17 protein-coding genes are annotated in these 20,224 nt (G+C 34.3%); 12 read left to right on the plus strand and 5 right to left on the minus strand.

Going from position 1 to position 20,224, the window contains the following annotated elements:
- Positions 1-54: 54 nt before the first annotated feature.
- Both ACODSI_RS10595 and ACODSI_RS10600 read left to right on the plus strand, forming a co-directional pair.
- The gene (locus ACODSI_RS10595; RefSeq protein WP_488916826.1) at positions 55-5,760 is read left to right on the plus strand and encodes a choice-of-anchor D domain-containing protein; all 5,706 of its coding nucleotides are present in this window, start codon (positions 55-57) and stop codon (positions 5,758-5,760) included.
- Positions 5,761-5,911: 151 nt separating this feature from the next.
- Positions 5,912-7,399, plus strand: coding sequence for an aminotransferase class V-fold PLP-dependent enzyme (locus tag ACODSI_RS10600; RefSeq protein ID WP_488916915.1), 1,488 nt, complete (start codon positions 5,912-5,914; stop codon positions 7,397-7,399).
- Positions 7,400-7,477: 78 nt separating this feature from the next.
- On the opposite strand, the gene ACODSI_RS10605 is transcribed toward ACODSI_RS10600, so the two are convergent.
- Entirely contained in the window at positions 7,478-8,545 is a 1,068-nt protein-coding gene (locus ACODSI_RS10605) for a branched-chain amino acid aminotransferase (protein WP_488916827.1), read from the minus strand.
- Positions 8,546-8,828: 283 nt separating this feature from the next.
- Between ACODSI_RS10605 and ACODSI_RS10610 the strand changes: the two genes are divergently transcribed.
- The 5 genes from ACODSI_RS10610 (at position 8,829) to ACODSI_RS10630 (ending at position 11,195) form a co-directional block, all read left to right on the plus strand.
- The gene (locus ACODSI_RS10610; protein WP_488916828.1) at positions 8,829-9,320 is read left to right on the plus strand and encodes a DUF4920 domain-containing protein; all 492 of its coding nucleotides are present in this window, start codon (positions 8,829-8,831) and stop codon (positions 9,318-9,320) included.
- A gap of 8 nt (positions 9,321-9,328) precedes the next feature.
- Positions 9,329-9,775, plus strand: coding sequence for a hypothetical protein (locus tag ACODSI_RS10615; RefSeq protein ID WP_488916829.1), 447 nt, complete (start codon positions 9,329-9,331; stop codon positions 9,773-9,775).
- A 3-nt stretch (positions 9,776-9,778) separates the two neighbouring features.
- Positions 9,779-10,441, plus strand: coding sequence for a tRNA (5-methylaminomethyl-2-thiouridine)(34)-methyltransferase MnmC2 (gene mnmC2, locus ACODSI_RS10620; RefSeq protein ID WP_488916830.1), 663 nt, complete (start codon positions 9,779-9,781; stop codon positions 10,439-10,441).
- Positions 10,442-10,558: 117 nt separating this feature from the next.
- Entirely contained in the window at positions 10,559-10,756 is a 198-nt protein-coding gene (locus ACODSI_RS10625) for a hypothetical protein (protein WP_488916831.1), read from the plus strand.
- 217 nt (positions 10,757-10,973) lie between these two features.
- Positions 10,974-11,195, plus strand: a complete 222-nt coding sequence (locus tag ACODSI_RS10630; protein ID WP_488916832.1) for a hypothetical protein — start codon at positions 10,974-10,976, stop codon at positions 11,193-11,195.
- A gap of 9 nt (positions 11,196-11,204) precedes the next feature.
- On the opposite strand, the gene ACODSI_RS10635 is transcribed toward ACODSI_RS10630, so the two are convergent.
- Entirely contained in the window at positions 11,205-12,146 is a 942-nt protein-coding gene (locus tag ACODSI_RS10635; RefSeq protein WP_488916833.1) for a LysR substrate-binding domain-containing protein, read from the minus strand.
- Positions 12,147-12,241: 95 nt separating this feature from the next.
- Here ACODSI_RS10635 and ACODSI_RS10640 point away from each other — a divergent pair, with 95 nt between their 5' ends.
- The 5 genes from ACODSI_RS10640 to can all read left to right on the plus strand — a co-directional run bounded on the left by ACODSI_RS10640 (position 12,242) and on the right by can (position 16,261).
- Entirely contained in the window at positions 12,242-12,715 is a 474-nt protein-coding gene (locus tag ACODSI_RS10640; RefSeq protein ID WP_488916834.1) for a Dps family protein, read from the plus strand.
- Between the two features lie 74 nt (positions 12,716-12,789).
- Positions 12,790-13,077, plus strand: a complete 288-nt coding sequence (locus ACODSI_RS10645; protein ID WP_488916835.1) for a hypothetical protein — start codon at positions 12,790-12,792, stop codon at positions 13,075-13,077.
- A 58-nt stretch (positions 13,078-13,135) separates the two neighbouring features.
- The gene (locus ACODSI_RS10650) at positions 13,136-14,791 is read left to right on the plus strand and encodes a SulP family inorganic anion transporter (RefSeq protein WP_488916836.1); all 1,656 of its coding nucleotides are present in this window, start codon (positions 13,136-13,138) and stop codon (positions 14,789-14,791) included.
- A gap of 13 nt (positions 14,792-14,804) precedes the next feature.
- The gene (locus tag ACODSI_RS10655) at positions 14,805-15,488 is read left to right on the plus strand and encodes a carbonic anhydrase family protein (RefSeq protein ID WP_488916837.1); all 684 of its coding nucleotides are present in this window, start codon (positions 14,805-14,807) and stop codon (positions 15,486-15,488) included.
- Between the two features lie 134 nt (positions 15,489-15,622).
- The gene (can, locus tag ACODSI_RS10660; protein ID WP_488916838.1) at positions 15,623-16,261 is read left to right on the plus strand and encodes a carbonate dehydratase; all 639 of its coding nucleotides are present in this window, start codon (positions 15,623-15,625) and stop codon (positions 16,259-16,261) included.
- On the opposite strand, the gene ACODSI_RS10665 is transcribed toward can, so the two are convergent.
- From ACODSI_RS10665 to ACODSI_RS10675, 3 genes are read right to left on the minus strand one after another with little or no spacing between them, the layout of a single operon-like run.
- Positions 16,258-17,451, minus strand: coding sequence for an LETM1-related biofilm-associated protein (locus tag ACODSI_RS10665; RefSeq protein WP_488916839.1), 1,194 nt, complete (start codon positions 17,449-17,451; stop codon positions 16,258-16,260). The genes can and ACODSI_RS10665 overlap by 4 nt on opposite strands.
- 41 nt (positions 17,452-17,492) lie before the next feature.
- Entirely contained in the window at positions 17,493-18,878 is a 1,386-nt protein-coding gene (locus ACODSI_RS10670) for a TolC family protein (protein ID WP_488916840.1), read from the minus strand.
- A complete protein-coding gene (locus ACODSI_RS10675; protein WP_488916841.1) occupies positions 18,878-20,224 on the minus strand; it encodes an HlyD family secretion protein in 1,347 nt (448 codons plus the stop codon). The genes ACODSI_RS10670 and ACODSI_RS10675 overlap by 1 nt, the downstream gene beginning before the upstream one ends.

Here is a 20,224-nt window from a genome sequence, read left to right on the forward strand (position 1 = left end):
AAACAAAATGGATAAAAACTAACTTAAAATTTTTCTCAGGAGGGAGAATGAATTATGAAGTCATTTTTACGTACAAATATAAAAAGTGCACTACTAGTTGCCTTTTTATTACAGAATCATTATGCGCATTCACAATCGCAAACATTTACTTCAACAGGTGTTTTTACAGTGCCAACCGGAGTAACAAGTATTACTGTTGAAGCCTGGGGTGGTGGCGGAAAAGGAGGTACTGTTAACATTATAGGTTTAGCTGCCGCAGGAGGTGGAGGTGGAGCTTATAGTAAAAAAGTACTGAACGTAACCGCTGGAAATTCCTATACTGCTACTGTGGGTTTAGGAAGTACCACAACGGCAGCAGGTGGTGATTCGTGGTTTTCTACAAGCACTTCGGTATTGGCTAAAGGCGGACAAAGTGTTGCCAACAATTCAACAGTTGGAGCTCTCGGAGGACAAGCCGCAAGTTGTATTGGCGACCTTACCTATAGTGGAGGTACAGGTGGAAATGGTGGCGCTCTTTTAGGTGGAGGAGGTGGCTCTTCTGCAGGTGATGCTTCTAATGGAAATAATGGTGCCACTCCTACAGCTGGCGCTGCACCATCCAACGGTGGTGCCGGAGGAAACGGTGCTTTATTGGCTGTTGGAAGTGGTGGGTCTAACGGAAATTTCCCTGGTGGCGGTGGCGGTGGTGCATTTGTTTCTCTATTAGCACAAAATGGTGGAACAGGTGCAAATGGTCGCATCATCGTGACTTGGATAAATCCAGAAATAAATGTTCAGGGCAATGCAACGAACATACTTGATGGAGACACAACACCAAACACGGCCGATTGGACCGATTTTGGTTCGGCAGATATTAATACAGGATTAGTTAATAAAACGTACACGATACAAAATTTAGGGACTTCTAACTTAACGATTGGAGCCTTTACTTTCTCAGGTATCAACGCAAGTGATTTTAGTATTTTTACAGCTCCTGCTACAACCATTGCTGCTTCGGGAAGTACGACTTTTACGGTTAGATTCAATCCAAGTGCCGCTGGTTTACGATCTGCAACTCTTTCTATTGTTAGCAATGACTTAGATGAAAATCCGTACGATTTTGCACTTCAAGGATTAGGAACCGAACAAGAAATCAATGTTCTAGGCAACGCCACTACTATTGTTGATGGTGATGCTACGCCAACTACCATAGATTGGACCGATTTTGGGTCTACAGACGTTGCTTCGGGTACCATTTCAAGAACGTTTACCATACAAAATACTGGAACCAGTGCGCTTACAATTGGAGCGATTTCTTTTTCAGGTGCCAACGCAAGTGATTTTACAGTAACAACCTTTCCAAGTGCGTCTGTAGCTAGTGCAAGCAGCAGCACGTTTGTAGTTACATTCAATCCAAGTGCTTCAGGTGTCAGAACGGCAACAATTTCAATTGTAAATAATGACAGCGACGAGAATCCGTATGATTTCACAATTCAAGGAATAGGAACTGTTCCCGAAATAAACGTGAAAGGCAATTATACTACGATTAATGATGATGATACTAGTCCTTCTGCTAATGATCAAACCGATTTTGGTTCAGTTTCTTTAGGAAGTAGTGCGGTTGTAGTTACCTATACGATTGAAAATACCGGTACGACAAGTTTAACACTTGGAGCAATCTCATTTTCTGGAGTTAATGCTACTAATTTTAACGTGGTAACTCTACCATCTGCTACAGTTGTGGCAGGAGGAACTACTACATTTCAAATAGGTTTTAATCCAACTACAATCGGAATTAAAACGGCTACTATAGCTGTGATTAATAATGATAGTGACGAAAATCCGTATGATTTTGCTATAATGGGCTCTGTTGTTCAGTCTTTTTTAGATACCGATAATGATACTATTGCCGATACTATTGATATTGATGATGATAATGATGGAATTCTGGATAGTATTGAGCAAACAGCTTGTTTAACCTCTTCTATTGCAACTTCCGTACAACATTCTTTTTTAAATGAAACTTTCGGAACAGGAACTACCCGAGGAATGATTACTATTAATAATCCAAGTGCTGTTACATCCTATTGCTATGAAGATGGTATTGTTGGAACCAATACGGTTTCTTGCCCATCTCAAACCAATGCTAGTCTGAATGATGGAGAATATACCATAAATTACATGATTAGTGATGCATCAGGTGGTCCAACTAACCTTGCCTCTTGGTCTGCTACCGATTGGACTACTCAATTAGACCATACGCCCGGCGATACTAACGGAAGAATGGCGATTTTTAATGCCGACACTAATTCAGGTGTTTTCTATGAAACCACTCTTAATGGTTTGATTCCAAATGTCCCAATTAATTATAGTTTTTGGGTGCTCAATATTATGAATCAGTCTACTTATGCAGGGTCAGCTTTACCCAATATAACAGTAGAGTTTAGCGATTTATCGAATACTCTTATTTCAACTTTTAATACAGGTAGTATTGGTCGATGTTCATCAACAACTTCTGATAATTCTTGTGTTTTATCGCAATGGCAACAATTTACTGCAAGTATAAATTTAGGAAATGTTTCCAATGTAATTGTTCGTTTTAAAAATAATGTTACAACCGGTATTGGTAATAATTTAGCATTAGATGATATTTCGATAATTCAAAATTTTTGTGATTCTGATGGCGATGGAATTGCTAATTCTCTCGATTTAGATACCGATAATGATGGAATATCTGATATTGAGGAAGCTGGATTCAAGCAATACAGCAATGGTTTAGAAACTATGGATCCTAGCATTTGGTCAGATACTAATTCAAATGGGCTGTATGATACTTTAGATGCCTCAATCTCTGGAGCATCATATGCAATATATGATACCGATGCTGATTCGGTTCCAAATTTTATTGATTTAGATAGTGATAACGACTCATTTTTTGATATTGATGAAGCAGGTTTATCGAACGGTGATGGTGATATTAATGGTGATGGAGTGGCTGATGGAGCTGATACTGACGGTGATGGAATTGTTGACTTTTACGATACCAAAGTTGGTTTTGGTACATTAATAAGACCTTTTGCTCAAAATACAGACGGTTTGGGTAATGCCGATTACATGCAATTGGATTCTGATGCCAACGGAATTAAAGATATTTATACTGGTCTGTATTCTAGTTTAGATGCCAATAATGATGGAGTTATTGATGGGACAGTCGATACAGATAAAGACGGAATTCTCGATGCCTTAGATACAAATACAACAGTAAAAGGTTCTCCAAGAGATTTGAATAGAAAATTACTTCTCGAATTTGACGGAAGAAATGATTACGGTCAAGACGCTTCTGTTTTAGGTGGATTAGCTAATGCCTCTCTGATGGCATGGATTGATTTGAATACTGCATTTTCCACTAATGGAGTAGTTATTGGTCAAGATAAATTTCAATTGCGAGTTACAAATGATAAAAAATTACAAGCTATTGTTAATTCAACAACCTTAACGTATGCTACAAATACGTTGAACACCTCACAATGGTATCATGTTGGAGCTGTTTATGGTGATGGATTTTTAAAATTATATTTGAACGGTGCTTTAGTAGCAAGTGTGGCGGCTTCAGGAAGTATTAATGCCGATACGTCATTACTTACAATTGGTAAAAATCCAAGCAGTACTGCCGATTATTTTAAAGGAAGAATAGATGAAATTCGCCTTTTTGATGTATCACTAACAGATTCTCAGATAAAGAAAATGGTCTATCAAGAAATTCAAGACAATGGAGGTCAAATTCGTGGTTCAATCATACCTAAAAACATTGAGGGATTATCGTTTGTCAATCTTATTCGCTATTACAGAATGGATGTATATAAAGACGACATCATTGATAATTATGCAACTCTATCTACAGATGTAGTAACCGGTATGAAAATCTACAACCATAAAAATATTTATGAACAACAAGCCCCAATGCCTTTTGTAACCGAACGTAGTGGCGATTTTTCAACCGCTGTTAATAGCCCAACTAATGAAGTAAGAGGATTAGATTGTGTGGAACAAGATTGGTCAATAATACACGTTAAAAATGATATTACCGAAACAACTAATACAGTTGATTTAGGTTTGATTGTAGATTCAGGTGTTGTAGTTACCATGGATAATGACACCAAAATTCAAAACGATTGGTATTTAAAATTGGATGGAAAAATTGACTTACAAGGAAAATCCCAATTGTTACAAACAACCGAAAGTGATTTGGATGAAACCAGTGCTGGATTTATTGAAAGAGACCAACAAGGACAATCCAATAAATTCAATTACAATTATTGGTCTTCTCCTGTTGGAAGTATAAATACGACAACAAATAACAACGCTTTTACTGTAAATGGAGTATTAAGAGATGCCACAGATCCCAATAACATTCAAAATATTACTTGGACAACAGGATACAACGGTGCGCCAACGTCACCAATTACCTTGAGTAGTTACTGGATTTTTAAATTTCAAAATGTGACTCCAGTGTATGCCAATTGGGCGGCTGTTGGGCAAAATGGATCGTTACTTGCTTGTCAGGGTTTTACGATGAAAGGAAGTGGCGCATTATCGGAATCTCAAAATTATACTTTTGTTGGAAAACCAAATAATGGGACTATAACAAGTCCGATTGCCGCAAATAATGCTAATTTAAGTGGAAACCCTTATGCATCAGCATTAGACGCAGATGCTTTTATAAAAGATAATTTAGGCTCTACCACAGGAACCTTATATTTTTGGGAACATTATGGTACCAATGCCTCTCATGTTACTACAGATTATCAGGGCGGTTATGCTACTAGAACGTTAGTTGGAGGAACACCTCCAGTAGCACCTGCAGGAACAAGCGGATTGGGCTCTAGTTCAAGAATTCCGGGCCGATTTATTCCGGTTGGACAAGGTTTTTTACTTTACGGAAATGCAACTGGAGGGACCATTGTTTTTAATAACAATCAAAGAGCTTTTATTAAAGAAACGGATGTAGATTCTAATGATATGTTTAAAACTTCTAGTGCAAACGCAACAGTAACCGCTACCAATAATAGTGCAGAGGTGGTTTTAGAAAATACATTTGCTAAAATTAGATTGGGATTTAATTCGACTAACAACTACCACAGACAAATTTTATTAGGGTTTATGAATGAAAATGCAACCAGTGGATTTGATTTAGGATATGATGCTCGTTTGAATGAAACGTTGCCGAGTGATATGTACTTTCTAAACGGAACTGAAAAATTGAACATTCAAGGTGAAGGATTTTTTGCGACAGCAAATAGCTATCCATTAGGGATTAAAACTGCGGCTTCTGGATTGGTTAAAATCATGGTGGATGGATTGGAAAATTTCGACCAAAATCAAAATGTATATATTTATGATGCTGTAACAGAACTGTATCACGATGTAAAAAATACGCCATTTGAAATTAATTTACCTGCCGGAACAATTGATACAAGATTCTCTTTACGTTTCAGTAATATGGCTGTATTATCATCAAATCAGCTGGAATCGAGTAATCAGGGTTTCATAATTTATACCCAATCAGATAACACTATCAGTATTAAAAGCAGTTCATCAAGTTCAACTATTGAGTCGGTGACCTTGTATACTATGTTAGGGCAATTAATCCAATCTTGGAATGTAAAAGACAACAACCAAACAAGTCTAAAAATTCCTGTAAATGAAATCAGTGCTGGAACTTATGTTGTGAAAGTTCATACTTCGGATACTGATTTTGCTCAAAAAATTAGTATCAAATAATTTTAAATACAAATCAAAATCCGACCTAATTAGTCGGATTTTTTTATTTCAAATAAGTCTTAATTGCTATTTTTTCAATCGATTGTAGTAATCAAATTCATAACTTAATTTTTCTCAAAAAAACGTATCTTTGACGCACAAACTAAACAGAATGATTGCAACTGAAACTACTACCAAACTAGAGCTTTATTTTCAACAATTTCGAAAGAATATTATTGGAATTGATCAAGAATTCGATTCGCCATTTGGAACTAAAAAAATCATCTATACCGATTGGACTGCCAGTGGTCGTTTGTATCGTCCTATTGAAGAAAAAATGATGAACGAATTTGGTCCTTTTGTAGCCAATACACATACCGAAACTTCGGTAACTGGAACCGCTATGACCATGGCGTATCACGAAGCCAAGCACATCATTAAAAAGCACGTAAACGCTACCGATAATGATGTTTTAATCAATACGGGTACTGGAATGACAGGTGTAGTAAATAAATTTCAACGCATTTTAGGATTAAAAATTCCTGAAAATTTAAAGGAATTTACTACCATTCCTAAAGAACTGAAGCCGATAGTATTCATCTCACACATGGAGCATCATTCGAATCAAACCTCTTGGTTGGAAACCATGGCTGAGGTTGAAATCATTCCAGCTGATGAAAACGGATTGTTTTCTATTGAAAATTTAAAAATTCTGCTTGAAAAATATAAAGAAAGAAGTTTTAAAATCGCATCTATCACATCGTGTTCTAATGTAACTGGAATTAAAACACCTTATCACGAAGTGGCTAAATTAATGCACCAAAATAATGGAGTTTGTTTTGTAGATTTTGCCTGTTCAGGACCTTATGTAACTATCGATATGCATCCAAAAGATCCAGAAAGTTATTTGGATGCCATTTTCTTTTCACCACACAAATTTTTGGGAGGTCCTGGAACTTCCGGTGTTTTGGTTTTTAATAAAGATTTATATAAAAACAGCATTCCTGATTGTCCTGGCGGTGGGACTGTTTCTTGGACCAATCCTTGGGGTGAACACAAGTACATTGACAACATAGAAGATAGGGAAGATGGTGGAACACCTGGATTTCTACAAGTGATTAAAACGGCATTAGCTATTCAGTTGAAAGAAAAAATGGGTGTTCAAAACATTCTTGATCGCGAACACGAAATTGTGAATTATGTTTTTGATGCGCTGAGAGGTTCAGAAAACATAACGATTTTAGCTAAAGAACAAGAAGATCGATTGGGAGTGATTTCATTTTATATTAAAGATTTACATTATAATTTAGGGGTTAAAATGCTCAACGACCGTTTCGGAATTCAAACTCGTGGTGGTTGCAGTTGTGCTGGTACTTATGGTCATTATTTATTGCACGTTGATCAAGAAACCTCTCACGATTTAGTTTGTCTCATTACTTCTGGCGATTTAATAAAAAAACCAGGTTGGATTAGAATGTCAATTCATCCGACTACAACAACTGAAGAAATAAAATTTGTTTGTGATAGTATTAAAGATTTAGCAGCAAATCATACAGCTTGGGAAAGCGACTATGTGTACAATGGAAAGACAAATGAATTTGTTCACAAAAACGCATTGCATTCTGAAAAAGACATGGTAAAAAATTGGTTTTCAATATAGATTAACCAATGAAGGAATAAAAAAAGCGATTTTCATTTGAAAATCGCTTTTTTATAAAGTGTATTTTAAATTATTGATTTATACTTTCACGGTCCAACCAAAAGTATCTTCGGCCAATTTGTACTGAATTTTAGTCAGTTTGTCTTTCAATTGACTCGCATAGGAATTTTCAATTACAGGCAAAACATATTCCACATCTTGATAAGCAAATGCGCTAATCGGACTGATTACAGCTGCTGTTCCTGCTCCAAAAATTTCTTTCAAACTTCCGTCTTGTGCTGCATTTACTAATTCTTCTACCAATACCGAACGTACTTCTACATGAAGCCCTTCTCGTCTGGCCAATTCAATTAAACTTTTACGGGTAACACCATCCAAAATACGTTCTCCTGTTGGTGCGGTATATAAGGTATCGTTAATTCTAAAAAAAACATTCATTGTACCTGCTTCCTCTAATCTTGTATGGGTGGCATCATCCGTCCAAATAATTTGTTGGTACCCTTTTTCGTTGGCCAATTTGGTAGGATAAAACTGTGCCGAATAATTACCAGCGGCTTTAGCGGCTCCAATTCCACCGTTAGCAGCACGACTGTAATGATCGGCAATAATTACTTTTACTGCACCAGAATAGTATGATTTTGCCGGAGAAAGGATAATCATAAAACGGTATTGGGTGGAAGGTTGTGCAATAACACCCGAACCAATAGCAATCATAAAAGGTCTTATGTAAAGGGTATTTCCCAATCCTTTTTTGACCCAATTGCGTTCCATATCTAAGATGGTTTTTAATCCATCAATGAAAATGTTTTCAGGAATTTCAGGCATGGCCAATCGCACGGCTGATTTATTAAGTCTGTGAAAATTTTCATCAGGTCTGAACAACCAAACATCGTCATTTTCATCTTTATACGCTTTCATTCCTTCAAAAATGGCTTGTCCATAATGAAATACTTTTGCCGAAGGATCAATCATAAAAGGTTCGTAAGGCTTAATTAGAGGCTTTTGCCAAGCACCTTCTTTATAGTCACAAATCAACATATGGTCGGTAAAAGTGTTTCCGAAGGTAAGATTTTCAAAATCTACAGCATCAATTTTAGAAGAATTAGCGCTAACTATATCGATTTCGAGCGTATTATTTAGACTCATTAGATCAGGTATTAATTTAGTAAATCCTATATAACTATTTGGTTTTTATATAGTTGTATAATATTTCAGATATTATAACATATCAATGGTATTATTTTGCTAAACTACTAAAAAAATGAATGTTTTTTTTAACTAATCTAAATTAATTCCCACTTTTCTATTTTTTTTGAAACTATTCCAAAAAAAATAGAAAATTATCAATGAAAACAAAAAAAAAGATACGTTTTTGAGTGTTAGTTTTTAATATCTGATTATTTTTGTTGTGTATTTAAAAACAATCAAAATGAGAAAAATAATCTATACTGCTTTGACCGTTTTAGCCTTAGCAAGTTGCCAAAAAAAAGTGGAAATTAAAGGAGAAGAAAAAACGGAATCGTATGCAAAATTTGGCGATAGTATTTCAACTGATGGTGCTATTACCAGTGCAGAACTTCTAACGAAATACAAAACCATGAAACCTACAGACACGTTAACTGTAAAAGTAGCTGCCAAGATTGTTGATGTTTGTCAGAAGAAAGGATGTTGGATGAATTTAGATTTAGGTGAAGGGAAATCCGCTTTTGTAAAATTTAAAGACTACGGTTTTTTTGTTCCTAAAAATGCGGGTAATAGTGAAGCAATTGTGAATGGAAAAGCATTTGTTGAAGTAACTTCTGTTGCAGACTTAAAAGAATATGCTAAAGATGCAGGAAAATCAAAAGCTGCCATTGATAGTATTGTAGCTCCTGAAACTAATTATTCGTTCTTGGCTGATGGTGTTTTAATTAAAAAATAGCGCTTTAGATGAATAAAGTTATAGTTTTGTTATTGACATTTTCTTTTTTTTCGTGCCAACAGAAGGAAGCAAAAAAAGAGGATACTGACAAACAAAAATCGTGTGCCAAAGAAAAAAAATTCGAGATGTATGAAATGTCGGAAATGGCTACTCTTATGGAACAAATGTATGCTTACAACAGTCAAATTAAAAAGCTAATTGTTAAAGGCGATACGCTAGGGAAATATCCAGAATTTTTCAATAAAATTTACACGGCCAAGTTTACTACTCCAAGTGATAACGATGCTTTTTTTAAAGAAAATGCCAAAAAATATATTGAAGCTCAAAGGCTAATTTATAGCGATCCTAAGAATGTGAAAGCAAATTTTAACAAAGGACTTGATGCTTGTATCACGTGTCATCAAGGAAAATGTGGCGGACCCATTCCTAGAATTAAAAAGTTGTACATCCAATAGATTTTGAAAAGAGAAATTATTCAAACCCAAGACGGTTCTACAACCATACTTTTACCCGAATGGGAAGAAAGTTACCATTCCAAACACGGTGCCATTCAAGAAGCCTATCATGTATTTATAAAAAACGGACTTGATCTTTTTAAAGGAAAGTCCGTTTCTATTTTAGAAATTGGTTTTGGTACTGGATTGAACGCTTTTATAACTTTTTTAGAAGCAACAAAAGACAGTCAACCTATTGATTATGTTGGTGTAGAAGCTTATCCTGTATTACTTGACGAAGCCTTGCAAATGAATTATGTTTCGCAATTGGACGCTTCCAATACATCTGAAATATTTAAAGCCATTCACGAATTTGCTTGGGAAGAAAAACAATTCATTTCAGATAATTTTTCATTAACCAAACGAAAACAATTTTTTCAAGATATTACAGATATTGAACAATTTGATTTAATTTATTTTGACGCTTTCGGGTTTAGAGTGCAACCTGAACTTTGGTCGCTTGAAATTTTTAAGAAAATGTTTACAGCTTTAAAACCCGACGGTGTTTTAGTAACTTATGCTTGTCGAAGCAGCATAAAAAGGGCTATGTTAGACAGCGGATTTGTGGTTGAGAAACTTCCCGGAGCTCCTGGAAAAAGAGAAATGTTGCGCGCAACAAAAAAATAAAGGTTAAAGTTATCTTGGTAAAGAATAATTTTTTAAATTTGATACAATAAAAGTATTTTTATTACGTTCTTATTCCAAGTTCTACCAAAAGTCTAACCAAATCTTATTAATGTTATTATGTCAAGATTGATTTACGACTACACTAAAACGGTGCTTGAAAGGGTTAGTTTTGATACTAAACTTTTTTGCAAAGAATTAGAAAAAGCTTTAAAAACACTTTTACCTTATGAAATTGAGCAATTAACAGAATGGTTACTCAGTTTCACAAGTGAAAAGCCAGAATTAAGGCAATGTTTACTGAGTAGCAATACCTAAAACTAAAAGGAACTTAAACGGTTCCTTTTTTTTATGCATAAATTTTATTTGTAGGTATATATTTAGTTTATTAGTTTTAAAATGTATTTTGTCGATTATATCGGCTTTTTGACGATAAAAATTCGATTTTTTTTAGGTCAATTAAAAAAATAAATATATTTTTACTTAACGTTTTCCCCAAAACATTTAAACGAAACTTAACCTAAACTTTAAACCTATGGCAAGAATGATTTACGATTACACTAAATCAGAGTTGGAAAGTGTAAGTATAGACCCAAATCTTTTTAAAAGAAAATTGAGAAAGGCAGTGCATAGTTTATTGCCTCATGAGATTGATCATCTGCAAAAGTGGTTATCCTATTTTGCTAACAACAAACCTCATTTGCAGCAATGTATTACAGAAATTGATATAGAACATTTTAAAAAAGGAGTTTGCTAACTCCTTTTTTTATTTATTCGATTTTGGGCTAATAATTTGTACGTTTTGGAAGACGATGGCACCTTTAATTACACCAGCAATTGTGGTGCGTAAAGCATCTATAATATGAATTTTCAATTCGTTTTTTGGATAAATTAAACTCACTTCTCGAGCTGGTTTTGGCTCTGTAAAATGGCGAAGTTTTGCCTGGTCTTTTTCTTTCAAATCTAAGGTATGCAAGTAGGGTAATAATGTGGTGCCCAAACCTTCATCGGCCAATTTTATTAAAGTTTCAAAACTACCACTTTGCAATTGAAAGTTATTATTTTCCAAATTGTTGTTATTTTTACACAGATTTAAAATACTGTCTCTAAAACAGTGTCCATCTTGCAGCAATAGAATTTCATCCAGATTCAAATCGTCAATTTCGATTTCTTTTTTGTTAAAACTACCCTGATGTTCGGGAATGTAGGCAACAAACGGTTCAAAATACAAAACGACTTCTTTGATTTTCTCTTCATTAAGTGGAGTTGCCGCAATAGCTGCATCTAAATGACCATTATTCAATTTGAAGATGATATCTTCTGTATTTAATTCTTCAATAATCAGCTTTACTTTAGGGTATTTTTTGATAAAATTGCTCAAAAACATTGGCAATAATGTTGGCATAATCGTCGGAATTATTCCCAATCGAAATTCGCCTCCTATAAATCCTTTTTGCTGGTGTACAATATCTTGAATGCGATTGGCCTCATTCACAATATTCTTAGCTTGATTTACTATTTTTTGTCCTATTTCGGTGAGTTGAATAGGTTTCTTCGTTCGGTCAAAAATTTGTATTCCAAGTTCTTCTTCTACTTTTTGTATTTGCATACTCAGCGTAGGTTGCGTTACAAAGCATTTTTCGGCTGCTAATGTGAAATTTTTATATTCGGCTACAGCCAAAACATATTGAAGTTGCGTAATTGTCATTATATAGTAAAATTTGATGCAAATATAAAAACAATCAATTTAATTTATAGTATTACCCTTAAATAAAAAGTAATTTTGTGTAAAAATAAGTCACAATGAAACTAAATAGTATTGGATTACCCGAAAAAGATGCTGAAATTTTAGCAGCAGAATTAAATATTTTATTAGCCAATTTTCAAATCTATTATCAAAATTTGAGAGGTTTACACTGGAACATACGAGGTAGACGTTTTTTTGATTTACACTTGAAATTTGAAGAATTGTACAACGACAGCCAGCTAAAAATTGATTTAATTGCTGAACGAGTTTTAACGTTAGATGCTACACCACTACATACGTTTGAAGAGTACATAAAATACAATAAGTTGCAAATTGGGAGTAATATCCAAAATGATGTAAAAGCCATCGAATTGATTTTGGATTCGTTGGTTAAACTTCTTAAAATTGAACGTGTTATACTTAAAAAAGCATCCGAAATTGACGATGAAGGCACTACTTCGATGATGAGCGATTTTATTTCAGAGCAAGAAAAAACCATTTGGATGATGAAAGCTTGGTTGGAGCAATAAGTATAGAAATAGAAAGTGTGTTAAAAAATATATAATATCTGTTTATTAATCTTTTCAATGGCTATTTTTGCGATATGAAGTTAGTAGCAAGAATCGTATTGGTGTTTTTTGTGTTTTTTCTTTCAACGCCTACTATTGTAACGTTGATAAAGAAAAACACCGATATTTCTGTGTTTTATAGTTTCAGTGAAGAAGAAATGCACAAAGATTACAAACAGATTAAAGCCGATTTGAGCCACGAATACTCTTTTGTATTTGTGGATTTATCTCAATCTACTTCAAATAAAATCATTTCAGAGAACTTGTCTCGCCATGATAATGTGGCCGAAGAAATATTTTCACCGCCACCCGAATTCGTTTAATACTAATCACAGTTTCACATCAAGTGAAGGCATTTACGTATTAAATTAATTTCAAGGTATGACAAAAAAAATCAATCTTTTTGCAAACCTCAAATCTGATTTCGCATCAGGTTTAGTGGTTTTTCTTGTGGCATTGCCACTGTGTCTCGGTATTGCATTAGCGAGTGGAGCACCTTTATTTTCAGGTATTATTTCGGGTGTAGTTGGCGGCATTATTGTAGGTTATTTAAGTCAGTCTCACATCAGTGTGTCTGGTCCAGCGGCTGGTTTAACCGCTATAGTTTTAACTGCAATAGCCGATTTAGGATCGTTCAATTCATTTCTTTTAGCCGTATTAATTGCAGGTTTGATTCAGTTGACATTGGGTTTTATCAAAGCAGGTTCCATCTCCAATTATTTCCCAACCAATGTTATTGAAGGGATGTTGGCCGGAATTGGAGTGATCATTTTCTTAAAACAAATTCCGCATGCTTTTGGGTATGATCCCGATTATGAAGGCGATTTGTCTTTCATTCAAGACGATGGTCAAAATACTTTTTCAGAACTATTTTCGGTGTTAAATCATGTTCAATTGGGTTCCATTGTAATAACTATACTTTCGTTAGCAATAATTCTTGTTTGGAATAAGTTTGAATTTTTCAAAAAAATAAAATTAGTTCCAGCAGCTCTAGTAGCCGTTGTGGTTAGTGTCGTTTTGAATGAGATTTTTATTCGTTCCGGTAGTGATTTAGCCGTGGCACAAAACCATTTGGTGAATTTACCAGTTCCAAGCTCTTTGCAAGAATTTAAAGCCATTATAGTAACACCCGATTTTAGCGTAATTTCCAATTCTAAAGTGTGGATTGTTGCTATAACAATAGCCGTTGTAGCTTCTATTGAAACGCTTTTATGTATTGAAGCTGCCGATAGAATGGACGTTCAAAAACGATATACCAACACCAATGTGGAGTTAAAAGCACAAGGAATTGGAAATATTGTAAGTTCACTTTTAGGTGGATTGCCCATGACTTCTGTTGTGGTTCGAACTTCGGCTAATAATAATGCTGGTGCTAAATCGAAAATGTCAGCAATCATTCATGGGTTGTTATTGATGATTAGTGTGTTAACTATTCCAGTTGTTTTAAATAAAATTCCGTTAGCCACTCTAGCGGCTGTTTTGTTATTGGTTGGATATAAATTGGCCAATCCAAAAACAATCAAACATTTTTGGCAAAAAGGGAAATACCAATTCATTCCTTTCATAGCCACATTTGTTGCTGTGGTTTTTACAGATTTATTGAAAGGAGTAGCGCTTGGTATGATAATCAGTGTTATTTTTGTATTGAAAGGAAATATGAAACGTGCCTATAACTTTAGAAAGGAAGAATATGTTGATGGTGACATCATTCATATCGATTTAGCGCAAGAAGTATCTTTTTTAAATAAAGCTGCCATCAAAGCAACTTTAGCCGCTATACCATCAAATTCTAAAGTAGTCATTAATGCAACCGATACGGTTTATATTGCGCACGATGTATTAGATTTGATAAAAGAATTTAAAAAAATACGAGCCAAAGAAGAAAATATTAAAGTGAAATTGGTTGGTTTTAAAGAGGCTTACGAATTGGAAAATAGTGACGGATTTAAAAATACAGTTACTCTAGAACATAAATACGATGCCTTGAAACGAGAAACTGTGATTGTTGAAGTTAGTAAAACAAAGTTTATTGATTAAAAAAAATAATAAAATGAAAACATTAAATAAAGAATTACAATCGTCTATTACCCCTAGAAAAGCATTAGAGTTATTAAAAGAAGGAAATAACCGATTCAAGCAAAACCTAAAAGCGCACAGAAACCTATTAGAACAAGTAAATGATACCAGAGACGGACAATGGCCGTTTGCAATTATATTGAGTTGCATTGATAGTAGAACGTCTGCCGAATTGATTTTTGATCAAGGATTGGGAGATATTTTTTCAGTGCGAATTGCCGGAAATATTGTCAACACCGATATTTTAGGCAGTATGGAATTTGCCTGTAAAGTTGCAGGTTCTAAGTTAATTGTGGTTCTTGGACACAGTAAATGTGGTGCTGTGAAAGGTGCCTGTGACCATGTTGAAATGGGAAATCTTACCGAATTATTGTCTAAAATTCAACCTTCGGTGTATCAAGAAAAGGATACTTTAGAAAATAGAACTTCGGGCAACCCTGATTTTGTTGAAAATGTAGCACAAATTAACGTAAAACGAAATGTAAAAAACATTATCGAACGCAGTTATACTTTAGAACAAATGATTGAAAATGGTGAGATTGGTATCGTAGGAGCAATGCACAATATTGAAAACGGAGAAGTGACTTTTTATGAAGATGTTGAATTCATAAAAGATGAACAGAATCCTAATTTTTCAGTTGCCAATTTACGTCATTAATAAACCAAAATTTTTAATTATGCCATTAATCGCAACTAACAAGCCAATTGTGATTAATGGCTTTTTATTTTTTATATATTTGAATGTTATTGGAACATCTAATAATACAAACGAATCAGATTAATAAATTAACTATGGATAGTGATTTTTATAAAAAGATATTAGATAATAATAAGCAATGGGTTGAAAGCCAGATTGCAGTTGACCCTGAGTATTTTAAAGATTTATCTAAAGGACAAAATCCACCGTTACTTTGGATTGGCTGTTCGGATAGTCGGGTACCGGCAAATGAAATTATTGGTGCCAAACCCGGAGAAGTTTTTGTACATAGAAACATCGCCAATATGGTCGTTCACAGCGATATGAATATGTTGAGCGTGCTAGATTATGCAGTCAATGTTTTGAAAGTTAAACATGTTATTGTGTGTGGGCATTATGGTTGTGGTGGGGTAAAAGCAGCTATGAGCAACGATTCTATTGGGATAATTGACAATTGGATTCGTCATATTAAAGACGTTTATCGATTGCATAACATTTACTTAGATTCAATTGAAGACGAAAATGAACGTTTTAATGCTTTTGTAGAATTGAATGTTAAAGAACAAGTGTTCGATTTAGCCAAAACCTCTATTGTGCAATCGGCATGGAAGAAAGGACAAGATTTAAGCCTTCATGGATGGGCCTACGGATTGAATTCGGGGTATGTAACCGATTTGGAAGTAAACATGAGTAGTAACAAAGATTTAGACGAAGTATACCAATTGAAATTTTAATCGTCTAAGTTTTCATTAAAGGCAGAAGGCAATAATTGCGGAATAAATTTTACCAAAATAGGTAATAATAATCCGCCACCAGGAAGTAAAAAAATAGTTAACGACGGTATGCTTTTGCAAATGTCTAACAGCTGTTTTTTTACTTTCTTTTTTTCATCAGCATCCAAATCGCGTTGCGTAGATTGTGCTAAAAGTTGCATCAATTCTTTACTTTCAGATATTTCTTTTGTCAGTCGTTTTTTGTTCCGTTTGATTAGAAAAATAACGCCATGTGTGGTTTGGTCGTAAAAGTGCTTTACTGGATTGGAATAATTAAAGTATTGAATTTCCTCTTTGTGAGTTGTAATGAAAGCATCATTGGCGACAATACTTTCATTTACAAAATCATCAGTAATAGCTAATGTTTCTGCCAATTTATGAAGAAAATACACTTCGTCATTTTCTATTTTTTCATCATTCCAAAGGGTCAAACCTGTTAAATCAAATAGATAGTATTTTTCTAAATCGTCATTAAAATCGTTTAAGGGTAACGATTCTAAATTTTGAATATTGACTTTAGAAAACCGTGTATAGCGCACGGATGCTTCAAATAATTTAATTAATAAATCGTCGTGTTGCGATTTTATTGTTTTTACTTGAAGCGCTAAGGAAACCAAACTCATGATAGTTTCTTCCATACGTTTCAAATATTTTTCGGGAACTTTGCCTTCTTTTAAATACCGTCTAAAAGCCAAAACATCTACAAACAGCAAGGCATTGGTAACAATATGTGAAAAGTTCTTACTTATGATGTCTTTATTGGTTTGTACACGTTCATCAATCAAACCTTCTAATTTGGAACTAACAGTTGAGGGCATTATTTTATTAAAAAAACCAAAACCTTTGGGGGTAATTTCGTTATAAAATGCAATCGCTTGTGTAATAAAATTATCCGAATTGGACTGATGTAAGGTTTGGCAATAGGTATCAAATAAAGTATTTAATAGAGCAACTTTAGAGATTTCTTCGGTTTTCCAATGCTCTATATCAATTTTTGGGTCACTATTTATGGCGATAATATGTCCGTAAATAAACCCAGTTTTGCGGATGTTTTGATAAAATTCCGATGCGCTCATAGCGGTACAATCGAACAACATATTTTGCTCTAAAAAGTACTTGTCTATCCAGCCGTTTGCCGATGGGTTTATCATAACTTCATTTTGAACTACAAAGCTAGGGTATTTGAGTAAATTTATTCTGTATTTGCCATAATTTTAAACAATTCGGCATTTGAAGTTAGGTACCTGTTTTCTAATACAATTTTAGAAAGTTGCGTGCTGACTAAATTATTTTCTCTAGTATTGATTAGAAAAATGGAACTTTCTCCAAACGAAAATAAACGCTCTTCAGAAGCCAACATAACACTATTATCATTCACTAATTCAGCAATTAATTTTCGTTGTTTTTCTAACGATTTAAGTTCAGTTTGTTGGGCATTTATTTTGTTAGTCAACTGTACTTTCTCTAAATTCAAGGCAAATTGACTGTCTTGTATTTTAAATTTTGTGAGTTGTAAACTGCCTCTTTCTTTTCTTAAAAACAAAGGAAAATAAAAATTCAGTCCTACTTTGTAGTTGTTAAAATTAGTGGTGTTCCAATAATTGGGTTCGGATAGATAATGATATCCAATATCGATTTTGGGAAGTAACGAATTGGCTTTTAATTTGCGTTCTACATCTAATAGTGCAATTTTGTTCTGTAAAGAATTGATTTTAGGATGATTTTCAATAGAAGGTTGATCTACTAATAGTTCATTTGTTTTTAAAGTTTGTTGGATGGTATTTTCTAAATTTTCTTCAGGTGTGATGTCGTCCTGAAGTTCCATTGGTACATCGTTTTCTAACCATAAAAAGTTAGCTAATTCTAGTTTAGACTTGGCTAATTTTAATTTCGAATCCTCTAAACTCAACAATCGGTTTCGGACAATAATTTTAGCTTCTACTGAATCAATAGAGGGTTTGTCGCCGTTTCGTATCAAACTTCTGATTCCGTTATAACGTAATTCTGCATTTTTTAAATACGATTCATATAGTTTTACTTCGCTATAATTTCGTTTCCAATTGAAATACGCCAATGAAGCATCATACAAAACAGCAATAGCATTTAATTTGCGTTCGGCTTGACTCAATTTTAATTGAATTTTAGCCTTTTTCAAGTCGGACATTCTTTGGTTAATCAATAAACCTTGTCCTAACGGAACATTGATGCCTAAAGAGGTTAAACCCCTATTTGGAACCGTATTTTCAGGATTGAGGTACATTCCTTCGTTATTATCAAATCCAGCTTTTACTTCAATACCATACCAAGTCGGAATTTTAAAACTGCTGTTGAGCAACGAGTAATATTCTTTATCCTTAAATTGTTTCTTATCGTAATCGATTTCAATTTTAGGATCAAATCCACCGCGAGCCATCATCAAATTAGCCTGTGCTGCACTTATGCCTAAGTTGGCACTTTTTACCAAAGGATGGTATTTTTTTACAAACCCTAAATATTCGTTATAAGAAAGTTCTTTTAGATTTGAATTTTGACCCACACAAAAACAACTGAACCATAAAAATGCAATAACATATTTCATTATTTTTTCTCTTTAGAAGTTTTATTCTTTGGTTGATAATAGTTAGGAGGGAAGCCATTTAACGTTCTCCATATTTCAAACCAAACCGGAACATTGTCTAATAAAGCCAACGTTTTAGCCCCAGAACCCATACTTATTTGTTTTGGCCACTGCGCTTCTTCTTGGTCGGGAGCAATCAAAATTCGGAACTTGCCATTATCACTTATAAAGTTTTCTACAGCTACAATTTTTCCGCCAAAAGTTCCATACGACATATTAGGCCAACCCGAAAACACAATGGTTGGCCAACCATCAAACCAAACTCTAACTTTTTCTCCTTTGTGGATTAAGGGCAAGTCATTTGGACTCACAAAAGTTTCTACAGCGACATCATATTTTGAAGGCATGATACTTACAATTTGGGTGCCTTCTTTGATAGTTTCACCAATTCCCGATTGAATGGCTCTATTCACATAGCCACTTTGCGGTGCTTTGATGAAATACATCCCATTTCTAATTTTATAATTGGTGTATTGATTTTCTAGTTTGTTAACTTGTGCTTTGGTATCATATTGATTGCTCAACGCGGTATATTGTTCGCTTTGCGCTTTAGATGCTTTTTCATTGTATTCGGCGGCAATGCGATTGACTTCGACTTTAGCATTAATTAATTCGTTTTCACTACTAATGAATTTATTTTCTTGGGTAATGATTTTGGCCTCAATTTCCTGAAGTTTTAATCGTTTTTCCTCTACATCTGTTAGTGGTTTTAGCCCCTCTTTATTTAAAGTAATCGATCGGTTAAATTGGGTAGTTGCAATTTTAAGTTGCGTTCGAACCGCCACCAAATCCATGCTATCACTTTTAACTTTTAAAATGGCTTGACGGATTTTGTTTTTGGCTTGTTGCAGTTTTAATTTCTTCTCATTTTCAATCGCAGCCATTTGACTCGACAATGAAATCACTTTACCCCCATAAGATTGTTGCGCCATTTTTTTGGCATCCACTTGATTTTTGGTGTTTTCCATTAAATTGGGGTCGAGGTAATCTTCTTTTATTTCAGAAATGTATAAAATCGTATCGCCTTTTTGCACAAAGTCGCCTTCTTTCACGTACCATTTTTCAATTCGTCCAGCAATAGCAGTTTGAATAGTTTGTGGGCGTTGATCTGGTTTTAAAGTGGTTACGGCTCCAGAACCCGATATGTTTTGCGTCCAAGGTAAAAATAAAATAAGCAAACAAATGAGCGAAACGCCTAAAATAATTCGGTTTAAGATTTTGTAATGCGGTCGGTTTTGTAAGTTTTTTACCGTATTGAATTGATCAATATTTTCGGTAATTGGATTTTTAGATGAAATATTGAGCAT

The organism is Flavobacterium sp. FG139 (assembly GCF_057809695.1).

What these genes read in the sequence shown, in the direction of transcription:
- can (WP_488916838.1), top strand. Translation starts at nt 15,623, where the DNA reads ATGGATAGTGATTTTTATAAAAAGATATTAGATAATAATAAGCAATGG.
- ACODSI_RS10650 (WP_488916836.1), top strand. Translation starts at nt 13,136, where the DNA reads ATGACAAAAAAAATCAATCTTTTTGCAAACCTCAAATCTGATTTCGCA.
- ACODSI_RS10675 (WP_488916841.1), bottom strand. Translation starts at nt 20,224, where the DNA reads ATGCTCAATATTTCATCTAAAAATCCAATTACCGAAAATATTGATCAA.
- ACODSI_RS10670 (WP_488916840.1), bottom strand. Translation starts at nt 18,878, where the DNA reads ATGAAATATGTTATTGCATTTTTATGGTTCAGTTGTTTTTGTGTGGGT.
- ACODSI_RS10610 (WP_488916828.1), top strand. Translation starts at nt 8,829, where the DNA reads ATGAGAAAAATAATCTATACTGCTTTGACCGTTTTAGCCTTAGCAAGT.
- ACODSI_RS10655 (WP_488916837.1), top strand. Translation starts at nt 14,805, where the DNA reads ATGAAAACATTAAATAAAGAATTACAATCGTCTATTACCCCTAGAAAA.
- ACODSI_RS10615 (WP_488916829.1), top strand. Translation starts at nt 9,329, where the DNA reads ATGAATAAAGTTATAGTTTTGTTATTGACATTTTCTTTTTTTTCGTGC.
- ACODSI_RS10640 (WP_488916834.1), top strand. Translation starts at nt 12,242, where the DNA reads ATGAAACTAAATAGTATTGGATTACCCGAAAAAGATGCTGAAATTTTA.
- ACODSI_RS10665 (WP_488916839.1), bottom strand. Translation starts at nt 17,451, where the DNA reads ATGATAAACCCATCGGCAAACGGCTGGATAGACAAGTACTTTTTAGAG.
- ACODSI_RS10595 (WP_488916826.1), top strand. Translation starts at nt 55, where the DNA reads ATGAAGTCATTTTTACGTACAAATATAAAAAGTGCACTACTAGTTGCC.
- ACODSI_RS10635 (WP_488916833.1), bottom strand. Translation starts at nt 12,146, where the DNA reads ATGACAATTACGCAACTTCAATATGTTTTGGCTGTAGCCGAATATAAA.
- ACODSI_RS10630 (WP_488916832.1), top strand. Translation starts at nt 10,974, where the DNA reads ATGGCAAGAATGATTTACGATTACACTAAATCAGAGTTGGAAAGTGTA.
- ACODSI_RS10625 (WP_488916831.1), top strand. Translation starts at nt 10,559, where the DNA reads ATGTCAAGATTGATTTACGACTACACTAAAACGGTGCTTGAAAGGGTT.
- ACODSI_RS10605 (WP_488916827.1), bottom strand. Translation starts at nt 8,545, where the DNA reads ATGAGTCTAAATAATACGCTCGAAATCGATATAGTTAGCGCTAATTCT.
- ACODSI_RS10645 (WP_488916835.1), top strand. Translation starts at nt 12,790, where the DNA reads ATGAAGTTAGTAGCAAGAATCGTATTGGTGTTTTTTGTGTTTTTTCTT.
- ACODSI_RS10600 (WP_488916915.1), top strand. Translation starts at nt 5,912, where the DNA reads ATGATTGCAACTGAAACTACTACCAAACTAGAGCTTTATTTTCAACAA.